The following is a 24,989-nucleotide window of genomic DNA, read 5'->3' as shown; positions in this document are numbered from 1 at the left end:
TCCGATGCGAATTGATTGCGGGACGCGCCCCGCCCCGAAGGCGTGTGGGAGGGCGCGAGTTGCCGGCCTGACTAGCAGATCGGGAGTCGGACGACAATGGGATATAAAGAAATCTTTATCCGTGCATGTCTTCAGCGGCAACCAACACGAGAGAGCGCCGTCAGCATTCCTCGCCAAAACGGGAAGCAACCAGTTGCTCCAGCGCATCGATGACCTCTTCGGCCTGCGGGCCGCTGGCGGTGACGCGGATCGAATAGCCGGGGCTCGCCGCCAGCATCATCAGGCCCATGATCGAGGTGCCGCCGACCTTGACGCCGTCCTTCTCGACCTGGACCGTGGCATTGAAGCCGCTGGCAATTTGAACGAACTTGGCCGAGGCGCGCGCGTGCAGGCCGCGCTGGTTGACGATCGGAAAGTCGCGAACGATCTTGTCCTTTTCCGGCAACAGCGCGCTCATTTGCTGCTCAGGAGCTGACTGGCGACGTTGATGTATTTGCGGCCGGCAGCCTGCGCCTCATCCAGCGCGGCCGCCATGTTGTCGCCTTTGCGAACGCTGGACAGCTTGATCAGCATCGGCAGGTTCATGCCGGCAATGACCTCGATGCGGCCGGATTCCATCACGGAAATGGCGAGGTTGGAGGGCGTGCCGCCGAACATGTCGGTCAAAACGATGACGCCTGATCCGGTATCGACGCGGCCGACTGCGTCGATAATGTCGCGGCGGCGTTGTTCCATATCGTCGTCGGCACCGATCGCCACGGTCTCGAAATTGTCTTGTGGCCCAACGACATGTTCCACGGCATTGCGGAACTCGGCGGCCAGTTGACCGTGCGTTACAAGCACGAGTCCGATCATTCTTTGGTGGCTCCCGTCATCGCCGCTTCACAGGCGCATTTTATGCTCGCCGACCGTTCCAGGTGGCGGGAGCGCTATCTTGTCGACGCAAGGCCCGTTGACAAGCCCAAAATTGCGCCGGCCCAGACCAATTTGACGCATTGCAGCAAAAAATCCAAATCGGATCAAAGGAAAGGCGCAATCGACAGGCGCGACATCACTGCCGGCAAGGCCGCCGCGACATTGCGCCCGGCAAGATCGATGCGCGGCACTGGTACGCCGAAAACGAGTTCGCTGCAGTCTTCCTGGAAGCGGGCCATTTTGCCGGCTGGCACCAGCCGGATAATGAGGTCGATCACGCAGCTTGGCTCGAATGGTATCGGCTTGGGGCCGAATCCCGGCACCTCGACGAGGCCGGCTATGCTGACTGGTGCGCGGCAGACCAGCCGCCCCTCGCAATCGGCAGCATAGAGCTGGTCATCGCCGATCAGCCGCGAAAACAGCCCGCGCTGGCTGCAATGATCGATCAAGGCGAGCGCCAGCGTCGTTTTGCCCAAGCCGGACGGTCCGGTGATGAGAATGCCGCAATCACCTATCAGGATGGCGGTGCCGTGAATGTTTTCAGGCTGCACAATAGGACCAGGCGTGATTGGAATTCATCCGTCAGCCTTCGGCCGGCAGCGTCACCACGAAGCGGGCGCCCTTGATCTCGCCAGGCTTGGTGCCCGGGATGTTCTCGGCGCTCAACGTGCCGCCATGGGCTTCGACGATCTGCCGGGATATCGACAGGCCAAGGCCCGAGTTCTGGCCGAACGCCTCGCCGGCCGGCCGGTCGGTATAGAACCGCTCGAAAATGCGATCGATGTTGTCGGCCCGGATGCCGGGGCCATTGTCGTCGACGGTGACGATGTTGAACTTGCCGGCGCGCGCCAGCGATATGGTGATGTGGCCACGTTCTTCGGGAACGAACGAGCGGGCATTCTCGATCAGGTTGGTGATCACCTGGCCGATCCTTAGATCATGGCCGACGACGAAGTAGCCTTTCACGCCCTGCGGCAGTTTGGCGACCTTGAATTCGATCTCGACCGCCTTCTTGTTGCGTGTGGCCTCGCGCGAGACGGCGACCAGATCGGTGATGAACTTCTTCAGGTCGACAGTTCCCGCGTCTTCCCGCGCCAGTTCGGCATCGAGACGGGAGGCATCGGAAATATCGGTGATCAGGCGGTCCAGGCGCCTCACATCGTGCTGGATGATATCCATCAGCCGGCTGCGCGAATTGTCGTTCTTGGCCAGCGGCAATGTCTCCACCGCGCTGCGCAGCGAGGTGAGTGGGTTCTTCAATTCATGCGAGACATCCGCGGCAAAACTTTCGATCGCCTCAATGCGGGCGTAGAGCGCATTGGTCATGTCGCGCACGGCGATCGACAAATTGCCGATCTCGTCCTGGCGGTCGGAGAAGTCGGGAATTTCCTCGCGGTTCTTGACACCGCGGCGAACCCTGACCGCCGCCGCGGAAAGCCGGCGCAGCGGGTTGGCGATGGTGGAGGCCAGCAGCATCGACAGGATAGCGGTAACCAGCGCGGCGATGCCGAACACGCGCAGGATCGCCTTGCGCTCGGCCGCGACGATCTTGTCGATGTCGCCACCTTCGGTCGACAGCATCAGTACGCCGAGAACGGCACGGAAGCGCTGGATCGGCACCGCCACGGAAACGATCTGCTCGCCCTGCTCCGAGATCCGCACGATCGTCGACGGACTGCCGGTAAGCGCCTTGACCACTTCGGGAAACGCAGCACCGTTGCCGCCCGGCTGCTCGCGATAGACGGGCAGCTGCTTATTGCGGAAGAAATCGAAGACGAATTTCTGGATGCGCTCCAGAAGATCCGGCTGCTCCTCTTCGACCGGCGGCAGATCGTAGCGAAGGATCTGACCGCGCGAATAGAGATGGCGGGAATCGAGCAGCAGGTTGGCGTCGCGGTCGTAAATGCGGGCGCGCGTGCGCGTCGGCGAGATCAACCGCCTGAGCACCGGCGCCACGCGCTCCGGATTGATCGGGAAATCGAGATTGTCGAGCTGATCGGAGCCCGGGCCGAGGCTTTCGCCAGCCTGCAACTCAAGCAGCTTTTCCGGATCGATGCTGATCGAATCGGTCTCGACCGTCGCCGATGCAGCAATCGCGCCGGCAATGATCTCGCCCTGGGTCATCAGGCTCTCGACACGGGCGTCGATCAGCCCGTCTCGAAAGGTGTTGAGGTAGAGAATGCCGGTGACCAGGACGGCCAGGCCGGCAAGATTGAGAAAGAGAATACGCCGCGTCAGGCTGGAAAAGATGTGATGGCCGAGAAACCGGCGCATCGGCACCGTGATTTTCGACACGAAGGCGGGCAGAATCCGCGGCGGGCGCCTGGCGGCGCCCGATCGTCTCACTCGCTCTACTTCCACTGCCATCGAATAGCAGCTCCCGCTCGACTCAAGCTTCGCGGAACCGATATCCGACTCCGTAAAGGGTTTCGATCATTTCGAAGTCATCATCGACGGCCTTGAACTTTTTGCGCAGCCGCTTGATGTGACTGTCGATGGTGCGGTCATCGACATAGACCTGCTCATCATAAGCCGAATCCATCAGCGCATCACGGCTTTTTACGACGCCTGGACGCTGGGCCAGCGAATGCAGGATGAGGAACTCGGTGACGGTAAGCGTCACCGGCTCGCCCTTCCAGGTGCAGGTGTGGCGCTCCTGGTCCATGACAAGCTGGCCGCGCTCAAGCGACCGAGCCTGCTGGTTGGGCGCCTTGGCGGCCGCCTCGCGGGTACTGGCGCGGCGCAGCACGGCGCGGACGCGCTCGACCAGAAGACGCTGCGAGAAGGGTTTGCGAATGAAGTCGTCGGCGCCCATCTTGAGGCCGAACAGTTCATCGATCTCGTCGTCCTTGGAGGTCAGGAAGATCACCGGCAGGTCGGATTTCTGGCGCATCCGGCGCAGCAGCTCCATGCCGTCCATGCGCGGCATCTTGATGTCGAGGATGGCGAGGTTCGGCGGGCGCGCCGCCAGTCCCTCCAGCGCCGACGCCCCATCCGTGTAGGTTTCAACCCGATAACCCTCGGATTCGAGGGCGATCGAAACCGAAGTCAGAATGTTGCGATCGTCGTCGACAAGCGCGATTGTTGCCATTTCAAGCGGCTCCCTCATGAGCTGTCCCTTCTTTCGTCGAGAAGGGGCTTTTGCAGGACAAATTAGGTACAAAATGTGGCATAGGCTCTATCCGCTGTCACGCGCGGCATGCCGGCGGCCACAATTGTACCTCGATATGGATTGGACGAATGAACATCGCCAATCCTTTGGGCAACCATCAGTGTTTTTGCACATATAAACGATTTAAACAACTTTCAAAATATTTAAATCGATTAATGATTTGATATCATTCGCCTTTTCTGGTTTTGACGTTTTTAGCTCCTGCAATGGGGGTTCCGGAATTCGCCGGTAAAGACGCGGTAAATCGAAGAAGGGACACCCATGTCGGAAGCCGGCAAACGCAATCCTGCATGTACAATCGATCGGATCGGCCTGAGAACCACGGGCGTGGTGCGCTATAATTTCGGCGCGGCCGCGCTCTACGAGGAGGCAATCCGCCGTGGCGAGGCCCGACTCACCGCGCATGGCGCGCTTGCCGCCGAAACCGGGCAGCACACCGGCCGCTCGCCCAGGGACAAATTCGTGGTGCGCGACGAAAGCACCGCGCCGCATGTATGGTGGGACAACAACAAAGCGATTTCGCCGGGGCAGTTCGATACGCTGCTTGCCGATTTTCGCGCCCATGCGGCTGGAAAGGACCTTTATGTGCAGGACCTGGTCGGCGGCGCCGACGAGGAGCTGAAGCTGCCGACCCGGGTGATCACGGAGCTTGCCTGGCACTCCTTGTTCATCCGCAATCTGCTCATCCGGCCGGCAGCCGCCGAACTCGAGCATTTCGTGCCCGATTTGACGATCATCGACCTGCCGTCGTTCCGCGCCGATCCCGCCCGCCACGGCACGCGCGGCGAAACGGTGATCGCCGTCGATCTTTCGCGCATGATCGTGTTGATCGGCGGTACCTCCTATGCCGGCGAGATGAAGAAGTCGGTATTCACCGTGCTCAACTATCTGCTGCCGGCAAAAGGCGTGATGCCGATGCATTGCTCTGCCAATGAAGGACTCGCCGGCGACGCGGCCGTCTTCTTCGGCCTTTCCGGGACCGGCAAGACGACGTTGTCGGCCGACCCGTCGCGCACGCTGGTCGGCGATGACGAGCATGGCTGGGGACCGCACGGCATCTTCAATTTCGAAGGCGGCTGCTATGCCAAGACGATCAAGCTTTCGGCCGAAGCCGAGCCGGAGATCTTCGCCACCACCCAGCGCTTCGGCACGGTGCTGGAGAATGTCGCGCTCGACGCCGGTCGCGTGCCGGATTTCGACGATGGCGGGCTGACCGAAAACACACGCTGCGCCTACCCGCTCCACTTCATTCCGAACGCCAGCAAGACGGGGCGCGCCAACCACCCGAAGAATATCATCATGCTGACCGCCGACGCGTTCGGCGTGATGCCGCCGATCGCGCGGCTGACCCCGGCGCAGGCGATGTACCATTTCCTCTCCGGCTATACCGCCAAGGTGGCGGGGACCGAGAAAGGCGTTACTGAACCCGAAGCGACATTTTCGACATGCTTCGGCGCACCGTTCATGCCGCGGCATCCGTCGGAATACGGCAATCTGCTGCGCGAGCTCATCGCCCGCCACGGCGTCGATTGCTGGCTGGTCAACACCGGCTGGACCGGCGGCGCTTACGGCACCGGCAAGCGGATGCCGATCAAGGCAACGCGGGCGCTGCTTGCGGCAGCACTCGACGGCTCGCTGAAAGCGGCCGACTTCCGGACCGACGCCAATTTCGGTTTCGACGTGCCGGTGACGGTTACCGGCGTCGACCGCGCCATTCTCGACCCGAGATCGACCTGGATCGACAAGCCCGCCTATGACCGGCAGGCGGCAAGGCTGGTTGGCATGTTCGTCGACAATTTCGAAAAGTTCGAGGCCCATGTCGACGCAACCGTGCTCGGCGCTGCACCACGCATGCAGGTAGCGGCTGAATAGCCGTCGCGCTTCAAGGCCCGGCTTCGATCGGGCCTTTTCTTTTTTCGCCTGCCGCGCCATGACTGCGGCATGAACGCCGACGAAAAAATCATCATCACCGACGATGCGGTGATTAATCCGGGTGACCTGCACGAGGACTTCATCCGTTCGTCCGGCCCGGGCGGCCAGAACGTCAACAAGGTGGCGACGGCGGTGCAATTGCGCTTCGATGCTGCCAATGCACCGGGCCTGTCGGAGCGTGTGCGCGAACGGACCATCAAGCTTGCCGGCCAGCGCGCCACCAAGGACGGCGTCATCGTCATCGAAGCCGGACGCTTCCGCACGCAGGAGCAGAACCGGGCGGACGCCCGGGCGCGGCTGACGGCACTGGTCGCCAAGGCCGCCGAACCGCCGCCACCGCCGCGCAAGAAGACAAGGCCGTCCAAGGGCGCGGTCGAAAGACGGCTGAAGAGCAAAGCCGGGCGCGGCTCGATCAAGAAAATGCGTGGCCGGGTCGAGGATGACTGACAGCCGAATCGGCTTCGGATCCCAGATCGCCGGTGTGAAATGTGCAGCCACTGCCGGAGGCGGCTTTCGGGTCGCCGTTTTCGTTTGACGGTGGCATTCTGATTTTCCAGACCAACGGATCAAGCGACCCGATGCTCGTGCTGCCCAAAGGCGTCCGCCATATGCCTGGTTACCTGTCGCGCGCCATGCAGGAAGTGCTGGTGGAAGATATCAGGGAGGTCGTGCAGGAAGCCCCGCTGTTCGTGCCGGCGATGCCGCGTACCGGCAAGGAGATGAGCGTGCGCATGACCAATTGCGGCCCGCTGGGCTGGGTCACCGACAAGGAGCACGGCTATCGCTACCAGCCGACTCACCCGGTGACCGGAAGGCCATGGCCGCCGATCCCGGAGATGCTGCTCGAACTGTGGCGGGACGTATCTGCCTATGCGCACCCGCCGGAGGCCTGCCTGGTCAATTTCTATTCCCAGGATGCCAAGATGGGTCTTCACCAGGATCGCGACGAGAGCGATTTCTCCGCGCCTGTCGTCTCGGCCTCACTCGGCGACGATTGCCTGTTCCGGGTCGGCCAGACCATGCGCGACGGCGCCACCAAATCGTTCAGATTGAAGAGCGGCGACGTCGTCGTGCTCGGCGGCGAAGGCCGCCTCTGCTTTCACGGCGTTGACCGCATCTACCCCTCGACCTCGGCATTGCTCAAGAACGGCGGCCGCATCAATCTGACGCTGCGTCGGGTGACGATGCCGAAATAGGCTGTTCGGGTGGCCGGTCGCCCGGCCGGACATAATCGTCGCGCAGATAGATGCGCTCGGTCTCGTCCTCGACGAGAATGCGATAGTGCGCCAGGATCGCGTCAAAGCCAAAACGCTCCATCAGTTGGCTTGTCCAAGGGCCATCATCTTTCCTGATAACTTTCGTAGAGATAATAATATCAGGGCGCAGACGCTCAAATTCTTGGCGTTTGCTTTCAGCGTAACGCTCCATGATCATCTCGTAATGCGTGGCTTGGGCGACGTCACGCGAAAGCGTGGCTTGCCGGGACAGAGCCATTGCAAACGCTCCAAGCCAGTCATTGGGATCGGCCGAAACGAACTGGCCGCCGATCATGCGGCTTAGTGGATGTCCAGTGTCTATATCTGGACTGATCAAGGCGACGTTTGGTCGATCGGTCGCGGCGCGTATCACGGCGACCAACACCGCGCCTGGCTTCTGAGTGCCCCAGTTCGGTAAGAAGGCAGCCACAATCGCCAGCGACACCAAGGCTCGCGGGGGAGCCGCCAGGCGGGAGAGCAGCCCTGCCGATTGCCGCTCGCTTCTCGGCAAGGCCAGCAAGCAAAGACTAGCCGCTACAGCGTAAAAAATCGATGGGTAGGCATGATACGTCCAGCCTTTGTCCTGGTAGAACAGCGGGAACAAGCCGGCAATAGATGCTGCCAGCGCTACGGCAGCCAGCTCTGGGAAATGGCCGACCGGCCACGACCACCAGCCGCGTCATGGTTTTTCCGAGGCCTTGCTCAATTCGGGTGGCCGGTCGCCCGACCGGACATAATCGTCGCGCAGATAGATGCGCTCGGTCTCGTCCTCGACGAGAATGCGGTAGTGCGCCAGGATGGCGTCAAAGCCAAAACGCTCTGTCAGTTGGCTTGTCCACATCGCGTTGTTTTTCTTGAAGACAATGATATCCGGGCGCAGACGCGCGAATTCTTTGCGTTTGCTTTCGACGTAACGCGCCATGATGGCCTGGTAACGCGTGGCTTCAGCGGTATCACCGGAAAGGGCTGCCTGCCGGGACAGGGAAAGCGCGAACACTCCGAGCCAATCGCTGACATGGGTCGAAACGAACTGCCCATCGATCATGCGGGTCAACGGATGTCCCGAGGACATATCCGAACTGATCAACGCAATAGTAGGCCGATCGGTCGCGGCGCGAATGGCGGCAACCAGCGCCGGCCCCGGTTTCTGGGTGCTCCAGTATGGCAAGAAAGCGATTGCCACCCCCGCCAGTGCCCAAGCTCGCGAAGGCGCCGTCACGAACGCCAACAGCTTCGACGGCTGCCGCACGATCCTGGGCACTGCCAGCAGGCACAAAATGGCTGCCACGGCGCAAAAGATCGCGGGATAGGCATGATAAGACCAGCCTTTCGCTTGGTAGAACAGGGGAAACATGCCGGCGATCGATGCAGCCAGCGCTACCGCCGCCAGCTCTGGAAACCGCCCGGCCGGCCACAGCCACCAAATCAGGAAGACGAGGAAACACCACGCGAAACCGTGGCCGATCACGATGGGCCAAAAGATGCCGAGCTTTCCATAAACATCCGCCAAGAGGGGATAGATGTCGCGCAGGAATTCCGGATGGATCAGCGTGACCGCGCCGAGATAGACAATGCAGATGCCGCCAATGACCCAGTGTTCCAGGGCGAAGATCGATTTCAGGCTGCGCCGGCGCACTGCAACGACCAGCGCTGGCGCCAACACCATGATCGCATAGTAGGGCTTGACCAGCAGCAAAATGCTGCCCGACAGGCCGGCGAGTACGGCGATCCCCGGGCCTGGTTGGGCGGCTGCATCTCTGCGCGCACGCCAGGCGTGAAGCGCAAGCAGCGGCATGAAAAGCGCCATGCCGATATGCTCTCGCTCGCTGAAGGCGTTGCCGGGGAAGATCACCAGCATTGCGCAAAACGCTGGCCCCAGTGCAAACAGTGATGCAGTTTCGGTGAAACCCCCGCGCTTGACGATCACGCCCGAGAGCGAAAGTCCGATAAGCACGGCAAGGTATGTCCAGGCCTCAACCAGGATTTCCGGGGCGGCGCCCAGCAATCTGGCCACAGCCACTGGCGGCAGATAGAGCCATACGCTGAATGGAGGGTTGGTCTCGTGGATCTGCGAGTAAAGCCGCTCACCGGAGAGCATCCGCTCGCATACCGTGATCAGCCAGCTAGTATCGGGAACAGTCCCCCAACGCCGCTGCCAGACGATGGAGAACACGGTGACTGCGGCAATGGCCAGGACATTGCGGCTAGGAAGCAGCGCCGCCGCGATATTCCGGCCGCGCCACCGGCTCAAGCCGTCAATGTCGTTCGAGACGCTCATGATGTTGCACCGAGGCTCTCGAGCTCGAGCCATACGTCGTCCAGCGGAGCGATTGGATCCAGCCGTGCCATGGTCTTCCGGGAGCCTCTGCTCAATTGGTTTGGAGCGGCGCAGGCGCCGTGTAACGCAGATAGACAGTGATTTCCGGCTCGTGGTGCAGCAGACGATAGTCGGCCAAGGCGGCTCCGATCCGCTTGTCCTGCAGCATCAGGGCTGTCCGCGCGGGCGAGCCTGACAGCACGACATCGGGCTTCTTCGCTGATATCTCGGCGGCGTATTCGCCGATCACCCGATCTCGGATGCTTTCAAGTTCCCGTCTCCGTTCGAGATCGCCGGTGGCGCGGGCGAGCGTGTCAGCGTTGGAGACCGCCCAGGCGCTCGGATGGCGTGATATGAACCTGCCGTCGACCAGCCTGGCGAGGGGATGGGCAACCTGCATCCGGTCGGCGATCGACATGATGGTCGGGGTTTCGACCGTTGCGCGGATCGCGGCGACAGAGCGCCCGATCGGGCCGTTGTCCGTCGTCAGCGCCGCGTACTGTGCCCTGACCGCTAGTTGCAGCACCAGCACGCAGCCGAAGATCAGGGCGGCCTTGCGAATGAAGCCTGCACTGCGGAATGTGCCGAACCGCAGAAGCTGGATGCCAAATGCAAGTGTTGCAACAACGACCATCGCCAGGGCGTGATTGGGCCAACCCTTGCCCATGACGATGAAGGCCGGAATGAACCCCAGTGCGGTCAGAAGCGGAATCCTGACGTCCCAGTTCGTCTGCCTCAGGCCGCCGGCCGCAAGCACGGTAGCGGCGGCCAGAAGCAGCACCACTTTCGGCCAGTTCGCCAGCATATCGGCGGTAGAGGCCCTCAACGGAAGATAGACCTCGCTGACCAAGGGCAGGACTTCGCTTAAATAAGCACGGTCGAAGAGCGCGATGGACGCGACATAGGCGGCCACGATCGTAGCGCCAAGCAGGTTCTCCACGACGAAGAGCGGTTTCAGCGACCGCCTTTCAACCGCAAGACAGAGTGACGGCAACATGAAGGCCAGCGCAAAATAGGGCGGCTTGACCATGACCACGATCGCCGCGCCGAAGCCCGCGACCATGTGCTCCAGGCGCGAGCCGGCGCTGAAATCCGGGTTCCGCTGACGTGTGCATTGCAACGCCACCCAAGGCAGAATGGCAATCAACGCGAAGTGCTCGCGTTGGCCGAATTGATCCGGCATGAAACAGAGAACCCAGCCCAGGGCCGCCGCTGCTGCCCAGAACGCATGGGGCTGCCGGTAAACCGGTTCATCGCGCGCGAGAATGCGGACAGAAACGAAAAGACTGGCCAGGCTCAGGCAAACGACACCAAGCGTCAGCCAGAATTCCGCACGTATGCCGGTGAGCTTTTCCAGGAGCATGAACGGCATGTAGAGCCAGATCGAGAAAGGTGGGTTGGTCTCCATGATGTCGGTGTTGAGCCGCTCTCCGCCAAGCAGCCGATCACAGACGACCAGAAGCCATGACACGTCGACATTGGTCGGTATCGCAATTGTTGTCAGCCAGACGGCGTATATGACGACCAGGCAGGCCAGCAGCAACGGGGCGCCCGCCACGCCCGCAAACGGCGAGAAACGGTTGGCACCGGGCAGCAGTTCACTGAGGGATCGCGCGCTAGAGACCACGAAACACCCAGCGTCCGAGGACGACATAGTTGATGACCGGCACGGCAATGCAGGTAAGCAGGATCGGGACTGCGGCAGGGACGCCGAGCATCTGGGTCAAAAGCCCCGGCAGGGCGATTGCGACAGCGAGGCCGGAAGCGGTGAGCAGGAGAAAGCGGGGCAGTTCCATCGCGTGGCTGCCGCCCGAGGTGAAGGTGAAATATTTATGCCCGGTGTAAGAAAACAGCGCGGCAACGGCGTAGGCCGCAAACGATGTGAGCGCCGCCGGCAGGGCCGCCGTCGCCTGCCCACGCGACAGCAGGAGAGCACAAACGGCATAGATCAGCGTCGACGCAATGCCAATTAGCGCAAAGCGCGATAGTCGACGATACGAACCGGTGCCCATTGCGCGGTCAAGCTGCCAATTTCTCGTCGAGGCGACCGGTTTCGACGGCGTCGTCCTTGCGGAATACCGCCAGCAGCGAAACACCGAAGGGCAGGCTTGCATTTGGTATGATGCGGCCTTCCGCCGAAAACACTGCCTTCATCGCCGCATTCAGTGGTTTCGACGGCGTTGCATGGCCGGCTGGCAAGGCGGGCTTGCGCAACCTATCCACCAGCCGTGCCAGTGCCGCTACAGGAAAGAGTGCGGCATTTGTGTAGCTCAGCCGGTCGATCCTGAAACCAGCCCTTTCAATTCGTTCACGCAGCAGATTGCGTGAATAGCGCCGCATATGATGCAGCCCCACATCATGCGTGCTCCACAACCATTGGTGTGCGGGCACCGTAAGGATGACGCTGCCGGCTGGTTTCAGCATCTGGCGGATCGCGGCAAGCGATGCCTCGTCTTCGGCGACATGTTCCAGCACGTCGAACAGGCAAACCAGGTCGCAGCTTTGCGGCGTGACAGGAATGTTGTCCGGCAGATGTCCGGCAAGGAAGTCGCGGCCGGTCTTTTCCCAGGCAATCCTGCGTGCGAGATCGCTCATCTCGACTGCCGTCACGGTGCCGAACTGCTCCAGCATCCGGATGTTGCCGCCGGTGCCGGCGCCGATCTCGACGATGCGCGCCTTTTCGGGCAGGTCGATGCTGCGAATGACCGCCTCTGCGATGGCGCGACGCCCGCAGAACCACCAATGCTCGTCTTCGGTGGCGGCCATCTGTCGGTAGGCGTCGAGCTCCATTAGCTCATTCCCTCATATTTGCGGCGCACAATGTAGATCGGACGCTGCTTGATCTCGGCGTAGACCCTGCCGAGGTATTGTCCGATGATGCCGATGCCGAGCAACTGGATGCCGCCAAGAAAAAGAACGCTGACCAGCAGCGAGGCGTAGCCGGGCACATCAACGCCAAAGAGCATTGTCTTGGCGACGATCAGCAGGCCGTAGAGGAACGACAGCGCGGAAATCGTCGCGCCGACATAGGTCCAGATTTCAAGCGGAGCGGTGGAGAAGCTGGTGATGCCTTCGAGCGCGAAGTTCCACAGCTTCCAGCCGGAGAATTTCGACTGGCCGGCGATCCGCTGATCGCGGACATATTCGACGCTTGCGGTGCGGAACCCGACCCAGGCGAACAGGCCCTTCATGAAACGACGGCGTTCGGGCAAAGACCGCAGCGCCTGGATGACCTGACGGTCGATCAAACGGAAGTCGCCGACATCGTGCGGGATCTTCTGCTGCGCGATCCAGTTGTGAACGCGGTAGAACATCGAGGCGGAGCGCTGCTTGAGAAAGCTGTCGCTCGACCGGTTGGCTCGCTTGGCAAGAACAACCTCGAACCCCTCGCGCCACTTTTCCACAAGCAAGGGGATGACATGCGGCGGATCCTGCATATCGACGTCCATCGGGATCGCGGCATCGGCATCGCAGCTGTCGAGGCCCGCGGTCATCGCGGCTTCCTTGCCGAAATTGCGTGAAAGGTCGATTATGTGGATGCGAGGGTCTGCTTGTTGGGCTTCGATCAGCTTTTCGAGCGTCGTATCGCTGCTGCCGTCGTTGACGAAGATGAACTCGAGGGCAACGCCATTGTCCTTCAGCGGAGCGGTGCTTTCGCACACCGCCTTCAGGAACGGGGCAATCGCGCCTTCCTCATTGTGGACCGGCACGATCAGGGCAATCGTGGCGGCGCCGCTGCCCGGATGTGCGACGCGGTCCGCTGCCGGCCGATCAATATTTAGGAATGGCGCATTCATTGTTTGCCGAGCCCGCAGATCAGGCCTGACAATAGGAAGACGGGGTTAAGATGACTTTAAGGAATGAATCGGGATTTCACAGTTTTCGGAGCGCCACTTCCTCGACCAGATGATTGGCGCCCTTGCGCAGGATGAGATCGGCGCGGGCGCGGGTCGGCAATATATTCTCGCGCAAGTTCTTCAGGTTGATGTTGGTCCACAGGCCCTCGGCGATGGCGCGGGCCGCATCCTCGGAAAGTTGCGAATAGCGGTGGAAGAAGGAGGCTGGGTCGCGGAAGGCGGTTTCGCGCAGCCGCATGAAGCGGGCGATATACCAGTGATGGATAAGCGCCTCCTCGGCATCGATATAGATGGCGAAGTCGAAGAAATCTGACAGGAAAGGCACGATCTTGCCGTCCTTCGGCAGCTTGCCAGGTTGCAGGACATTGATGCCCTCGAAGATCAGGATGTCAGGCCTGTCGATGGTCTGGAACTCGCCCGGGATAACGTCATAGGTCAGGTGCGAATAGACCGGCGCGCGGACGTTGCGCTGCGCCGATTTGATGCCGGACAGGAAACGCAGCAGCGCGCCGACGTCGTAGCTGTCGGGAAAGCCCTTGCGCTCCATCAGATTGTTGCGGCGCAGGACTTCGTTCGGCAGCAGGAAACCGTCGGTGGTGACCAGATCGACCTTGGGACTCGACGGCCAGCGCGCCAGCAGCTCCTTTAGCACGCGCGCCGTGGTCGATTTGCCAACCGCCACGGAACCGGCAATGCCGATGATGAACGGTGTCTTGGCCACGTCCAGCGCGTTGAAAAAAACCTGGCGTTGCCTGAACAGGAGTTGACTGGCTTCGACATGGGCCGACAACAGCCGCGACATCGAAAGGTAGATGCGCTCGACCTCGTGGAGATCGACCGGATCGTTCAGCGACCGCAGACGACGGACCTCGTCCTCGGTGAGCGTCATCGGCGTATCGGCGCGGAACCGCGACCATTGCTCCGCCGAGAAGAACCGATAGGGTGAATACTTCTCGGTAGGAGCGAGCTGGTCCATCGAGTTCCTCCGCAGCGATCAGCCCCGGTCCAGCCGAGACGCCTTTTCGGCGATGCCCGAACGACCGGTGCGGCGTTCAAGCTCGTTGAGCACATCGCTCAGCGGAATGTCCGCTATGCCGAGAACGACAAGCCAATGATAGATGAGATCGGCGCTTTCCGAAACAAGCGCGTCCCGGTCGGCGCTGACGGCTGCGATCACCGTTTCGACCGCCTCTTCGCCGAGTTTCTGCGCTGCCTTGCTCATGCCGCGCTGAAAGAGCTTGGCCGTCCACGAATCCGGATCGCCGGAACGTGCGCGTTCGCCAATGATCTTCTCCAGATCGGAGAGTGAGAACTCGGTCATAACGGCGTTTACAGCCTCTTCTTAGCCGGAAAGGCTCTAGGACCGATTACCCGGCGAGTCCAGCCGCATCGGCAGTCCGGCCTGAGCCATATGCATCTTGGCTTCGGCGATGCTGTAGGTGCCGAAATGGAAGATCGAGGCTGCCAGCACCGCGCCCGCATGGCCGTCGCGAATGCCTTCGACCATGTGATCGAGCGTGCCGACGCCACCGGAAGCGATGACCGGCACGCGTACGGCGTCGGCGACCGCGCGGGTAAGCGCTATGTCGTAGCCGGCCTTGGTGCCGTCGCGGTCCATCGACGTCAACAGGATCTCGCCGGCGCCGAGATCGACGATCCGCCGAGCGAACTCGACGGCATCGATGCCGGTCTTCTCGCGGCCGCCATGGGTGAAGATCTCCCAGCGATCAGCCTCGCCCGCAGCGGACACTTTCTTGGCGTCGATGGCGACGACGATGCACTGGTTGCCAAACTTGTCGGCAGCCTCGGCGACAAAATTTGGGGTTTTCACCGCCGCCGTATTGATCGACACCTTGTCGGCGCCGGCCAGAAGCAGCTTCCTGATGTCGGCGACCTGGCGGACGCCACCACCGACAGTCAGCGGCATGAAACATTGTTCGGCCGTTCGGGTAATGACATCGAAGATGGTCTCGCGGTTTTCCGACGAGGCAGTGATGTCGAGAAAGCAGAGCTCGTCGGCGCCGGCCGCGTCATAGGCTTTTGCCGCTTCGACGGGATCGCCGGCATCGACCAGGTCGACGAAATTGACGCCCTTGACGACGCGACCGTTCTTGACGTCGAGACAGGGGATGACGCGGGCTTTCAGCATCAGATCCTCTCGATCGCCGCAAGAAAGTCGACAAGCAGCTGGCCGACGACGGACGGAACCTCGGACTGGGAATCAAAGGCCGGATCGTAGGCCGAGAGCGTCACGCCCACGATCGGGATGGATCTGGCCAGCCCGCAGGCAAGCTGCCGCAGCTGTTCCGGACTCGGACCGCCCGGATGCGTGTAGCGGTTCACCTGCAGCACATCCGGATCGAGGACATCCAGGTCCAGATGCAGATGTCCCCGAACAGCCCCTGCCGCTGTGAGCTTTCCCACCATATCGAGCGCACCGGCACATTCGGCGCGCACGATCGGCAAAGTTTCCAGCAGGCGCTTTTCGTCGGGATCGAGGTCGCGGGCATCGACCAGCATGCAGTGCGCCGGGTCCATCGGCCGGAATCCCGGAATTGCTGCCGCCATCGGACGCCAGCAGAGCCCGAGTGTCGCCGCCAGCGCCATGCCGTCGAGAAAGCCGTAGGCGGACGTCTCTGGCGTGTTGAGATCGCCATGCTGATCGATCCAGATAATCGAATCCGCGTCTTCACCGGCAACCGCACCGGCGGCGGTCAGGCAATTTCCAGCAAGGACAATGGGGAAGCCTCCTCCGTCGCGGGCGAGGCCGACCTTGGCCGCGACGGCGTTGCAGACGGCGAAGCCGGTTGCGATTTCGCGCCCCTGCTCGTCTCCCACCTTGCCGATATCTTCGACGGCGACGTCATGGCCGGCCACGGTCAGAGCTTCGACGAGCCCACCGCCAATGATGGCGTCCGGCCCCTGGCCGCACCCTTCATGATGGTGCCCGCTGTCATAGGGGGCGAGGATAATCGAGACTTTCATGATGACGCCCCTGCCATCGGTTTGCCACGCAGGATCGCCAGTGCCTCGGCCGGGTCGATGCGGCCGTCGTAGAGCGCGCGGCCGGAGATCGCGCCTTCGAGCTTCCGCGCATCGGGCATGGTCATGCGCACAATGTCGGCGATCGAGGCGAGCCCGCCCGAGGCGATGACCGGGATCGAAACCGCCTCGGCGAGATCGATGGTGGCGTCCCAGTTGATGCCGGTCAGCACCCCGTCTCGATCAATGTCGGTGTAGATGATGGCAGCAACGCCGGCGCCCTCGAATTTCCTCGCCAGTTCGATGACGCCGAGGCTCGAGGCCTCCGCCCAGCCTTCGACCGCGACCTTGCCGCCCTTGGCGTCGATGCCGACGGCGATCTTGCCCGGGAATGCCTTGCAAGCCTGCCTGACCAGATCCGGATCGCGCACCGCCACAGTGCCAAGAATGACGCGGGCCAGCCCACGGTCGAGCCAGTCCTCGATCTGCGCCAGAGTGCGGATGCCGCCGCCGAGCTGCACCGGGTTGTTCGTCGCCTTGAGGATGGCGCCGACTGCCGCGCTGTTGACGCTCTGGCCCTTGAAGGCGCCGTTGAGGTCGACGACGTGCAGCCATTCGAAGCCCTGCTCTTCGAAGGCGCGCGCCTGAGCGGCGGGATCGTCATTGTAGACCGTCGCGGTCGCCATGTCGCCATGCTTGAGGCGCACGCATTTGCCGTCCTTGAGGTCTATCGCCGGAAACAGGATCACCTTCAGGCGCCTTCGACGATGACAAAGTGGCCGGTCGAGCCGGCGAGCCTGTACTTCAAGGCCTCCTGGTATTCAGGCGAGCCGTAGCAGGCGATCGCCGTCTCGTAGGATTCGAATTCCACCAGCACGTGGCGATTGCCTGTCGGCCCTTCCGGGCTGGTATACCGTCCGGCGCGCACGGGAAACTTCGCGCCGTATTTCGCAAAAGCCGCGGCATTGGCCTCGATGTACTGCTTGTAGACCTCGGGGTCGCGGACATCGACCATCGCCATCCAATAGCCCTTCTTGCTCATGACCTAGGGCCTCCATTGCAGGAAGTTGGTGATCAAAGCGAGGCCGAGCGCCTGGCTCTTCTCGGGGTGGAATTGCGTTCCGGCGAGATTGCCGCGGGCGACAGCGGCCGTCACCGGGCCACCGTAGTCGGCGACCGCCAGCACCTCGTCCTCCTTCCGTGCATCGAGATGGTAGGAGTGGACGAAGTAGGCGTGCAGCCCCTTCCCGCCCGTCGCAATGCCGGAAAACAGCGGATGCTTGCGCTTCAGGTCAATCGTGTTCCAGCCGATCTGCGGGATCTTCAGTGTCGGATCGGCCGGCGTGATCTCCTTGACGTCGCCGGCGATCCAGCCAAACCCTTTCGTAACCGTTTTCTCCAAGCCTCGCTCCGACATCAGCTGCATGCCGACGCAGATGCCTAGGAACGGCCGTCCCTTGACGATCGCGACCTCCTCGACCGCTTCCCACATGCCGGCCACAGCGCGCAGTCCAGCGGCGCAATCGGCATAGGCGCCAACGCCGGGCAGGACGATGCGGTCGGCGGTCCTGACCCGCTCGGCATCGGCTGTGAGTTCAATCGCGGCGGCAATGCCGGCTTCATGAGCGGCACGCTCGAAGGCCTTGGTGGCCGAGCGCAGATTGCCCGACCCGTAATCGATGATCGCGACCCGCATCTCAGCGCTTTCCCGGAATATGGGTCAGCCCCAGTGCCATGCCCATCGGCGTCGGCCGGGCAAGTGCTGCGTCCGGGACGATGCGCTGTGCGGGGGACCGTGCATTCGAATCCGCATCGGTTTCCAACGCGTAGCGAATGTCGGCATCGTCGAGCCTGTCGGCCTCGACGACACCCCATTCACGCCAGCCACGGCGGCGCAGTGCTGCGATCCGCAGGGCCTGCCCTTCCAGTCCGACAAAGAGCATGACAAGGAGGGACAAAAGCGAGCCTGCGCTTTCCAGGCCCAGGCTTTCGCCCAGCATCGAAAGCAGGCCCATGGCGACAAAGGCCAATGCCGCCTCGACCCACAGCCGGTGCCAGGCCAGCCACAGCGGCGGCAATAGGAAGCCGAGCCAGGCAAAGCCGTCACGGACAAAGGTGGTGTCCACCCTTTCGCTGCGGCCTGGCGGTTCCATCGCGACATAGATGGCCATGGCGCTACCCTTTCAGGGATCCCTTGGTGGAGGGAACCGCGTCCGGCTGGCGCGGGTCGCGCTCGAGCGCCGAACGCAGCGCACGCGCCACGGCCTTGAAGCAGGTCTCGGCAATGTGGTGGTTGTTGGCGCCGTAATGATTGGTGACATGCAGCGTGATGCCGGCATTCTGCGCCAGCGCGTGGAAGAATTCGCGCACCAGCTCGGTGTCGAACGTACCGATCTTCGGCGATGAGAACGAAACATTCCAGACCAGAAAAGGCCGGCCGGAGACGTCGATCGCCGCCCGCGTCAGCGTCTCGTCCATGGCGAGATCGATCGAAGCATAGCGCATGATGCCGCGCCGCTCGCCCAATGCCTTGGCCAGCGCCTGCCCAAGCGCGATACCAGTATCCTCGACCGTGTGGTGGTCGTCTATGTGCAGGTCGCCCTTGGCCTTCACCGTCATGTCGATCAGCGAATGGCGCGATAACTGGTCCAGCATATGGTCGAAGAAGCCGACGCCCGTCGAAATGTCGGATTTGCCCGAGCCGTCGACCTGAACCGACACGGAGATGTCGGTTTCCTTGGTCTTGCGGCTTATCTCGGCGGAACGGGGCACCATGACCTCATCCTTGTCTCAGATTTGCACGATTCAGGCGTTCACATGCCTGAAAACGAAAGCCTTCTAGCAGCATGATCCGGCGATTGCCAGTTACCGCTGCGGAGCACTATCCGGCCCGGTGGATGGCCGGTTTGCAATCGTCTGGCCTATGCATACATATGGCCGATCAAGTCACTCGTAACGCGCCAATCGCCTTGATGGGATCGGTGCTGACCGGAGCAGAAAATGTCTAATGAACTGACCATGCATGCCACGACCATCCTAACCGTGCGCAAGGGCGGCAAAGTGGTGATCGCCGGCGACGGCCAGGTCAGCCTCGGCCAGACCATCATGAAGGGCAACGCCAAGAAGGTGCGCCGCATCGGCAAGGGCGGCAACGTCATTGCCGGCTTCGCCGGCGCCACCGCCGATGCCTTCACGCTGCTGGAGCGGCTCGAAGCCAAGCTCGAACAATATCCCGACCAGCTGACACGCGCCTGCGTCGAGCTCGCCAAGGACTGGCGCACCGACCGCTATTTGCGCCGGCTGGAAGCAATGATGCTGGTGGCCGACAGGTCGGTGTCGCTGGCGCTGACCGGCACCGGCGACGTGCTGGAGCCCGAATTTGGCGTGATGGCCATCGGCTCCGGCGGCAACTACGCGCTGGCCGCGGCCCGCGCCCTGATGGATACCGATAAGGACGCCGAGGAGATCGCCCGCAAGGCGATGCAGATCGCGTCCGACATTTGCGTCTACACCAACAACAGCTTCGTCGTCGAAACCCTCGATGCCGCCTGAGCGGAGCCTCCGCTACGGTTTTCGGCCGGTGACCGAGAGGGACCTGCCGATGATCGCCGGCTGGCTTGCCGAGCCGCATGTCACCGAATGGTGGAACGACCCAGAGACCGAGAGCGCGGAGATCCGCGAGCATATCGACAGCATTTCGGTCGAGCCGCTGATTATCGAGCTCGACGGCAAACCCATCGGCTATTTGCAGAGCTACGATCCGCATCTGGAGGACGGTCATCCCTATAGCGACCAGCCGTTCGGCACGCTCGGCATCGATCTGTCGATCGGCGTGCCGGAGCTTGTCGGGACCGGCCACGGCTCGGCGATCGTCCGGCAGTTCGTCGAGCAGCTTTTCGAGGAAGGTGCGCCGCGCGTCATCATCGACCCGGACCCGGCCAATGCACGGGCTATCCGTGCCTATGAAAAAGCCGGTTTCAGGGCTATCGATCGCAGGAAGTCGGAATATGGCGATGCCGTGCTGATGGCGATTGATGCCCCAGAGGGTGATGCCGAACAGGGTGACGCAGAAGAGGGGCAATAGCAGCATGAGCGTATCCAGCGACAAAACCGTCTCGGCCTACGAAGACAGTTGGCGAATGGGGCTTCTGTTGGTTCTCGGTCTGGTCATATTCCAGGCAGGGGTCCTCTACGGCATGGGGCGGACGCCGATTTGCACCTGCGGCTACGTCAAGCTGTGGCACGGCATCGTGCAGAGCTCCGAGAATTCCCAGCATATCTCCGACTGGTACAGCTTCTCGCACATCATTCACGGCTTCCTGTTCTATGCGCTGGCGTGGTTTCTTTTCCCGCGCTCGCCGATCGGGCTCAGGCTGGCCTTTGCGGTGGTGATAGAGGGCGGCTGGGAGCTGCTCGAGAACAGCCCTTTCATCATCGATCGCTATCGCGCCGGCACGATCTCGCTCGACTATTATGGCGACAGCGTCATCAATTCGGTGTCGGACACGCTGGCCATGGTGCTGGGGTTTGTCATGGCGCGAAGGCTTCCTATATGGGTGATCGTAACCCTCGCCCTCATCTTCGAATTCGGTGTCGGCTATCTCATCCGGGACAATCTGACACTCAACGTGATCATGCTGCTGCATCCGTTCGAGTCCATTCGGCAGTGGCAAAGTGGAATTTAGTGACATGAGCACCTTCTCTCCCCGCGAAATCGTTTCGGAACTCGACCGCTTCATCATCGGCCAGAAAGACGCCAAGCGTGCCGTGGCGATTGCCTTGCGCAACCGCTGGCGCCGCCAGCAGCTCGAGGGCCAGATGCGCGAAGAGGTGATGCCGAAGAACATCCTGATGATCGGCCCGACCGGTGTCGGCAAGACCGAGATTTCTCGCCGCTTGGCGCGCCTTGCCGGTGCGCCTTTCGTCAAGGTCGAAGCCACCAAGTTTACGGAGGTCGGCTATGTCGGCCGCGATGTCGAGCAGATCATCCGCGATCTGGTCGAGATCGCCATCGGGCTGGTGCGCGAGAAGATGCGTGAGGACGTCGAGGCGCGTGCCCACATCAACGCCGAGGAAAGGGTGCTTGAAGCGCTCGTCGGCAAGACGGCGAGTCCGGCCACCCGTGACAGTTTCCGCAAGAAGCTGCGCGACGGCGAGCTTGACGACAAGGAGATCGAGATCGAAGTGGCCGATACCGGCAATGGCGGCATGCCCGGCTTCGAGATCCCCGGCATGCCGGGCGCCAATATCGGCGTGCTCAACATCAACGACATGCTGTCGAAAGCGATGGGCGGCAAGAAAACCAAGATGCGCAAGACGACCGTTAAAGAGTCCTACGGGCTGTTGATCAGCGACGAGTCCGACAAGTTGCTCGACCAGGACGAGGTGGTGCGCAGGGCACTCGAATCGACCGAGAATGACGGCATTGTCTTCCTCGACGAGATCGACAAGATCGCCTCGCGCGAAGGCGGCATCGGTGCCGGTGTTTCGCGCGAGGGCGTGCAGCGCGACCTGCTGCCGCTGGTCGAAGGCACCACGGTTGCGACCAAATACGGACCGGTGAAGACCGACCACATCCTGTTCATCGCTTCAGGTGCGTTCCACGTCGCCAAGCCATCCGACTTGCTGCCGGAATTGCAGGGCCGCCTGCCGATCCGTGTCGAGCTGCGGGCGCTGGAGAAGGACGATTTCGTCCGCATCCTCACCGAGACCGAAGCCAGCCTGATCAAGCAGTATATCGCACTGATGAAGACCGAGGGAGTCGACCTGGTCTTCACCGATGACGCGATCGACTCGTTGGCCGGCATCGCTGTTGACCTCAACGCCAGCGTCGAGAACATCGGCGCCAGGCGGCTGCAGACGGTGATGGAACGGGTGCTGGACGAGATCTCCTATGACGCACCGGACCGCAACGGCACCTCCGTGACCGTCGATGCCGCCTATGTGGAGAAGCATGTCGGCGACCTCTCCAGAAACACGGATTTGTCGCGTTTCATCCTGTAGGAGACGCTTCATCCTCAAAGAGGCCGGGGAATTGCTCCCGGTCTCCGCCAAATTCAGCCCGGCATTTCCGATGTGTGGCCAAATGGAAGCATCCGGCGAGCTTTCGTCCCGTCGGGTGCAGGCGTCTCTCGACTCCCGTTGGAGCATTACCTAGTTTGCCCGGCGACTATTTGGGCGGCGGCGCATGAAAAAACTGATCCTCGTCATTCTCGGGCTGACGCTGGCGGCAGCCATGTTCGCCGCGCAAGCGGCAACCATGGTGCCGCCCGGCAACCGCAACACCGAGCAGCCCGACATACCGGGCGCATCCAGCCGGCGCACCCAGGCGACCAACACCACCTTCCAGGCGAAATACCGCAAAGTGTTTGCGCTGCTCCAGAACGATGCCGAGCTGCGTGGCAAGATCATGCAGGCAGCCGCGGCCTATGGCATCGACCCGATGCATATCGTCGGCGCCATCGTCGGCGAGCACACCTACAATGTCGATGCCTACGACCGGCTGCAGACCTACTACGTCAAGGCGATCTCGTATCTGTCGAGCAAACTCTCCTTCGCCTATGAAGGCGAAGACATCACCGATTTCGTGCAACGGCCGCAATTTGCCAAGTGCGCGGGCAAATCGGACAGTTACGAACTCTGGGAATGCCGCGAGCAGGTGTGGAACCGGTCGTTCCGCGGCAAGACCGTCAACGGCGAGAGCTTTCCCAACGACCGCTTCGGCGCGACTTTCTTCCAGCCCTATTATGCCGGCCAGACTTTTGGTCTTGGCCAGCTCAATCCGCTGACGGCACTGCAGATGAGCGATCTCGTGCACAAGGTTTCCGGCCTGCCGGAGCTCGACGTCGGCGACCCGAACGCGGTCTACAAGACCATCATGGATCCTGACCTGACCCTGCCTTATGTCGCGGCAACGATCCGGAAGTCGATCGACGCCTATAAAAGCATTGCCGGCTTCGACATCTCAGGCAATCCCGGCATCACGTCGACGCTCTACAATGTCGGCAATCCGGAACAGCGTGCCTATGCGCTGAAGGCCGAGAACGACAAGCGCCGCGCTGCGGGCGAGCCGGAAAAGCTGCCTGAGGAAAATTACTATGGCTGGCTAGTCAACGACAAGCTGCCGGAGCTGAAGGCGCTGTTTTAGCGGTGAAGGTCTGCGGTGGAGCCTGCGCCAGGAAATCGCCTATCTGCTTGAACTCTGTGGCTTCGAACCCGTCGATCCTTTCAAGGGATCGCCCCCGGCTGGGGAACAGCTTTGTCGCGCGCGCGATCTGATGGGCAGCAAGGGGTGGATATTGTTGAAAAAAGTCCGGCGCATCCCTAAGCGAACGCCGCCAGCAGAATCCCATTTCCATTGTCAGATCTCTTGCGGAATCTGGATCCGTAATAGGTCTCCGTTCGGTTGCCTACTAAGAGAGGTAACGGGATGCATAAGCGTATGCGAAGTTGGGGCAAAGGAGTGCAGATGAGTGATCCGCTTAGGTCCATTGATCGGCCCGGTTTAGGGCGTGCAACGATGGGCTACCAGCCGGCCGAGAATGATTTGTTGAGCGAGGTGCTGCGCGATCTACGCCTTGCCCATGCGAGATATGGCCGCAGCGAGTTGACGGCGCCCTGGGGCATCGCCGTGCCGTTCAGGGAGGGTGTACGTTTTCATGCGATGCTCGAGGGTCATTGCTGGATACAAGCCAAGGGCTTGCCGCCGCTGCTGCTCGAAAACGGCGATGTGCTTCTTCTTCCCCACGGAACAGAGCACACTATGTCCGATCGGCCAAAACGGCGAACCTTGCCGCTCGCCGATGTCAAACCAGCGTTGATCGGGAACGGAACTTACGAGTTGAAGTCTGGCGGCGGCGGCGCGCGATCGTTGATCGCATGCTGTACGATCGGCTTTGAGGGCCCGACAGCAAATCCGCTGCTGGAACTGCTACCTTCTGTGATGCACATCCGGCATGCCGAGCATGGCGATACTGACCTACCAAGCCTCATTGCGATGATGGCGCGCGAGGCTGAAGGGCAAAGAATCGGCTCGGCAACGATAATGGCGCGCCTTGCCGATATTGTCATGACGCAAGTAATCAGAACCTGGGTCGAGACATGTTCCGACGATCTGACTGGTTGGCTGGCGGCCGTGCAGGATCCACAAATCGGGTCGGCGCTTGCAAGAATCCATCGCTCCCCTGGGGAAGACTGGCCAGTCGATCGCCTGGCTGCATTGTCCGGGCTGTCGCGATCGAGGTTCTCGCAGCGGTTCAAGAGCCTGTTGTCGGTATCCCCCGCCCGCTATCTCCTGCAATGGAGGCTTCGGCTGGCGGCATCCTGGTTGCGTAACGGATATATGTCGCAGTCACAGATCGCATCGGAGTTGGGATATGAGTCCGATGCGTCCTTCAGCAGGGCGTTCAAACGCTTCATGGGTGTCTCACCCGGCGCTATCCGAGATTCAGGGCTGCGTGTGAGCGGAACAGAATCCTGATCGGGTTCATGCGAGGCTGTTTCGACCAGCCGCAGATACGCTCCTGTTGCGACCGCGTGTAATACGGAAAATACGCGCG

29 protein-coding genes are annotated in these 24,989 nt (G+C 61.6%); 9 read left to right on the top strand and 20 right to left on the bottom strand.

The features are described 5' to 3' along the window. Window positions 1-160: 160 nt before the first annotated feature. The 5 genes from NKI22_RS27440 to NKI22_RS27420 form a co-directional block, all read right to left on the bottom strand. Window positions 161-457 carry an HPr family phosphocarrier protein gene (locus NKI22_RS27440; RefSeq protein WP_023718281.1) on the bottom strand — a complete coding sequence of 99 codons (297 nt, stop codon included), beginning with the start codon at window positions 455-457 and terminating at the stop codon, window positions 161-163. Further along, complete coding sequence (locus NKI22_RS27435) at window positions 454-855, bottom strand: PTS sugar transporter subunit IIA (RefSeq protein WP_023718280.1); 402 nt, start codon at window positions 853-855, stop codon at window positions 454-456. Before NKI22_RS27435 ends, NKI22_RS27440 begins: the two co-directional genes overlap by 4 nt. Window positions 856-1,019: 164 nt before the next feature. Beyond that, on the bottom strand, window positions 1,020-1,466 hold the full coding sequence (locus NKI22_RS27430) for an HPr kinase/phosphorylase (RefSeq protein WP_023718279.1): 447 nt from the start codon (window positions 1,464-1,466) through the stop codon (window positions 1,020-1,022). A 31-nt stretch (window positions 1,467-1,497) separates the two neighbouring features. Further along, complete coding sequence (locus tag NKI22_RS27425) at window positions 1,498-3,282, bottom strand: sensor histidine kinase (protein ID WP_352484482.1); 1,785 nt, start codon at window positions 3,280-3,282, stop codon at window positions 1,498-1,500. A 22-nt stretch (window positions 3,283-3,304) separates the two neighbouring features. Beyond that, a complete protein-coding gene (locus NKI22_RS27420) occupies window positions 3,305-4,006 on the bottom strand; it encodes a response regulator transcription factor (RefSeq protein ID WP_023677547.1) in 702 nt (233 codons plus the stop codon). Between the two features lie 342 nt (window positions 4,007-4,348). Between NKI22_RS27420 and NKI22_RS27415 the strand changes: the two genes are divergently transcribed. From NKI22_RS27415 to NKI22_RS27405, 3 genes are all read left to right on the top strand, one after another. Next, on the top strand, window positions 4,349-5,959 hold the full coding sequence (locus NKI22_RS27415) for a phosphoenolpyruvate carboxykinase (protein WP_352484483.1): 1,611 nt from the start codon (window positions 4,349-4,351) through the stop codon (window positions 5,957-5,959). A gap of 69 nt (window positions 5,960-6,028) precedes the next feature. Continuing rightward, on the top strand, window positions 6,029-6,466 hold the full coding sequence (arfB, locus tag NKI22_RS27410; protein WP_023718277.1) for an alternative ribosome rescue aminoacyl-tRNA hydrolase ArfB: 438 nt from the start codon (window positions 6,029-6,031) through the stop codon (window positions 6,464-6,466). A gap of 131 nt (window positions 6,467-6,597) precedes the next feature. Further along, window positions 6,598-7,215, top strand: a complete 618-nt coding sequence (locus tag NKI22_RS27405) for an alpha-ketoglutarate-dependent dioxygenase AlkB (RefSeq protein WP_352484500.1) — start codon at window positions 6,598-6,600, stop codon at window positions 7,213-7,215. On the opposite strand, the gene NKI22_RS27400 is transcribed toward NKI22_RS27405, so the two are convergent. From NKI22_RS27400 to hisB, 15 genes are all read right to left on the bottom strand, one after another. Continuing rightward, window positions 7,178-7,879, bottom strand: coding sequence for a hypothetical protein (locus tag NKI22_RS27400; protein ID WP_352484484.1), 702 nt, complete (start codon window positions 7,877-7,879; stop codon window positions 7,178-7,180). The two genes, NKI22_RS27405 and NKI22_RS27400, sit on opposite strands and share 38 nt — an antisense overlap. A 75-nt stretch (window positions 7,880-7,954) precedes the next feature. Further along, window positions 7,955-9,553, bottom strand: a complete 1,599-nt coding sequence (locus NKI22_RS27395; protein ID WP_023718274.1) for a hypothetical protein — start codon at window positions 9,551-9,553, stop codon at window positions 7,955-7,957. Window positions 9,554-9,644: 91 nt separating this feature from the next. Next, a complete protein-coding gene (locus NKI22_RS27390) occupies window positions 9,645-11,219 on the bottom strand; it encodes a hypothetical protein (protein WP_156948044.1) in 1,575 nt (524 codons plus the stop codon). Beyond that, window positions 11,209-11,604, bottom strand: coding sequence for a GtrA family protein (locus NKI22_RS27385; protein ID WP_023718272.1), 396 nt, complete (start codon window positions 11,602-11,604; stop codon window positions 11,209-11,211). The genes NKI22_RS27390 and NKI22_RS27385 overlap by 11 nt, the downstream gene beginning before the upstream one ends. A gap of 7 nt (window positions 11,605-11,611) precedes the next feature. Then, entirely contained in the window at window positions 11,612-12,382 is a 771-nt protein-coding gene (locus NKI22_RS27380; protein WP_023718271.1) for a class I SAM-dependent methyltransferase, read from the bottom strand. After that, window positions 12,382-13,389, bottom strand: coding sequence for a glycosyltransferase family 2 protein (locus NKI22_RS27375; protein WP_352938578.1), 1,008 nt, complete (start codon window positions 13,387-13,389; stop codon window positions 12,382-12,384). The genes NKI22_RS27380 and NKI22_RS27375 overlap by 1 nt, the downstream gene beginning before the upstream one ends. 76 nt (window positions 13,390-13,465) lie before the next feature. Then, window positions 13,466-14,425, bottom strand: coding sequence for a type I pantothenate kinase (coaA, locus tag NKI22_RS27370; protein ID WP_023718269.1), 960 nt, complete (start codon window positions 14,423-14,425; stop codon window positions 13,466-13,468). A gap of 18 nt (window positions 14,426-14,443) precedes the next feature. Next, window positions 14,444-14,770 carry a phosphoribosyl-ATP diphosphatase gene (locus NKI22_RS27365; RefSeq protein WP_254815934.1) on the bottom strand — a complete coding sequence of 109 codons (327 nt, stop codon included), beginning with the start codon at window positions 14,768-14,770 and terminating at the stop codon, window positions 14,444-14,446. A gap of 36 nt (window positions 14,771-14,806) precedes the next feature. Then, the gene (gene hisF / locus NKI22_RS27360) at window positions 14,807-15,601 is read right to left on the bottom strand and encodes an imidazole glycerol phosphate synthase subunit HisF (RefSeq protein ID WP_023718267.1); all 795 of its coding nucleotides are present in this window, start codon (window positions 15,599-15,601) and stop codon (window positions 14,807-14,809) included. Continuing rightward, complete coding sequence (locus tag NKI22_RS27355) at window positions 15,598-16,434, bottom strand: arginase family protein (RefSeq protein ID WP_023718266.1); 837 nt, start codon at window positions 16,432-16,434, stop codon at window positions 15,598-15,600. Before NKI22_RS27355 ends, hisF begins: the two co-directional genes overlap by 4 nt. Continuing rightward, window positions 16,431-17,180 (bottom strand): 1-(5-phosphoribosyl)-5-[(5-phosphoribosylamino)methylideneamino]imidazole-4-carboxamide isomerase, encoded by a 750-nt coding sequence (gene hisA, locus NKI22_RS27350; protein ID WP_023718265.1) that lies wholly within the window; start codon window positions 17,178-17,180, stop codon window positions 16,431-16,433. Before hisA ends, NKI22_RS27355 begins: the two co-directional genes overlap by 4 nt. A 2-nt stretch (window positions 17,181-17,182) precedes the next feature. Then, a complete protein-coding gene (locus NKI22_RS27345; RefSeq protein ID WP_352484487.1) occupies window positions 17,183-17,473 on the bottom strand; it encodes a DUF1330 domain-containing protein in 291 nt (96 codons plus the stop codon). Between the two features lie 3 nt (window positions 17,474-17,476). Continuing rightward, window positions 17,477-18,127 (bottom strand): imidazole glycerol phosphate synthase subunit HisH, encoded by a 651-nt coding sequence (gene hisH, locus NKI22_RS27340; protein ID WP_352484488.1) that lies wholly within the window; start codon window positions 18,125-18,127, stop codon window positions 17,477-17,479. Between the two features lies 1 nt (window position 18,128). Beyond that, a complete protein-coding gene (locus tag NKI22_RS27335) occupies window positions 18,129-18,602 on the bottom strand; it encodes a DUF2628 domain-containing protein (RefSeq protein ID WP_352484489.1) in 474 nt (157 codons plus the stop codon). Between the two features lie 4 nt (window positions 18,603-18,606). Beyond that, window positions 18,607-19,206, bottom strand: coding sequence for an imidazoleglycerol-phosphate dehydratase HisB (gene hisB / locus NKI22_RS27330; protein ID WP_023718261.1), 600 nt, complete (start codon window positions 19,204-19,206; stop codon window positions 18,607-18,609). 225 nt (window positions 19,207-19,431) lie between these two features. Here hisB and hslV point away from each other — a divergent pair, with 225 nt between their 5' ends. The 6 genes from hslV to NKI22_RS27300 all read left to right on the top strand — a co-directional run bounded on the left by hslV (window position 19,432) and on the right by NKI22_RS27300 (window position 24,910). Beyond that, complete coding sequence (hslV, locus tag NKI22_RS27325; RefSeq protein ID WP_023718260.1) at window positions 19,432-19,983, top strand: ATP-dependent protease subunit HslV; 552 nt, start codon at window positions 19,432-19,434, stop codon at window positions 19,981-19,983. Continuing rightward, window positions 19,973-20,515: a GNAT family N-acetyltransferase gene (locus tag NKI22_RS27320; RefSeq protein ID WP_352959205.1), complete on the top strand. Its 543-nt coding sequence runs from the start codon at window positions 19,973-19,975 to the stop codon at window positions 20,513-20,515. The genes hslV and NKI22_RS27320 overlap by 11 nt, the downstream gene beginning before the upstream one ends. Window positions 20,516-20,519: 4 nt before the next feature. Next, complete coding sequence (locus tag NKI22_RS27315) at window positions 20,520-21,116, top strand: DUF2585 domain-containing protein (RefSeq protein ID WP_023718258.1); 597 nt, start codon at window positions 20,520-20,522, stop codon at window positions 21,114-21,116. A 4-nt stretch (window positions 21,117-21,120) separates the two neighbouring features. Further along, entirely contained in the window at window positions 21,121-22,434 is a 1,314-nt protein-coding gene (hslU, locus tag NKI22_RS27310; RefSeq protein ID WP_023718257.1) for an ATP-dependent protease ATPase subunit HslU, read from the top strand. Window positions 22,435-22,618: 184 nt separating this feature from the next. Continuing rightward, window positions 22,619-23,578, top strand: a complete 960-nt coding sequence (locus tag NKI22_RS27305) for a DUF1402 family protein (RefSeq protein WP_023718256.1) — start codon at window positions 22,619-22,621, stop codon at window positions 23,576-23,578. A gap of 321 nt (window positions 23,579-23,899) precedes the next feature. After that, complete coding sequence (locus NKI22_RS27300; protein ID WP_352495256.1) at window positions 23,900-24,910, top strand: AraC family transcriptional regulator; 1,011 nt, start codon at window positions 23,900-23,902, stop codon at window positions 24,908-24,910. Window positions 24,911-24,989 lie beyond the last annotated feature (79 nt).

Origin of the sequence: Mesorhizobium sp. M0778 (genome assembly GCF_040320105.1) — a bacterium.
Classification (GTDB): Bacteria; Pseudomonadota; Alphaproteobacteria; order Rhizobiales; family Rhizobiaceae; genus Mesorhizobium.
This window is presented reverse-complemented; position numbering and strand designations above follow the sequence as displayed.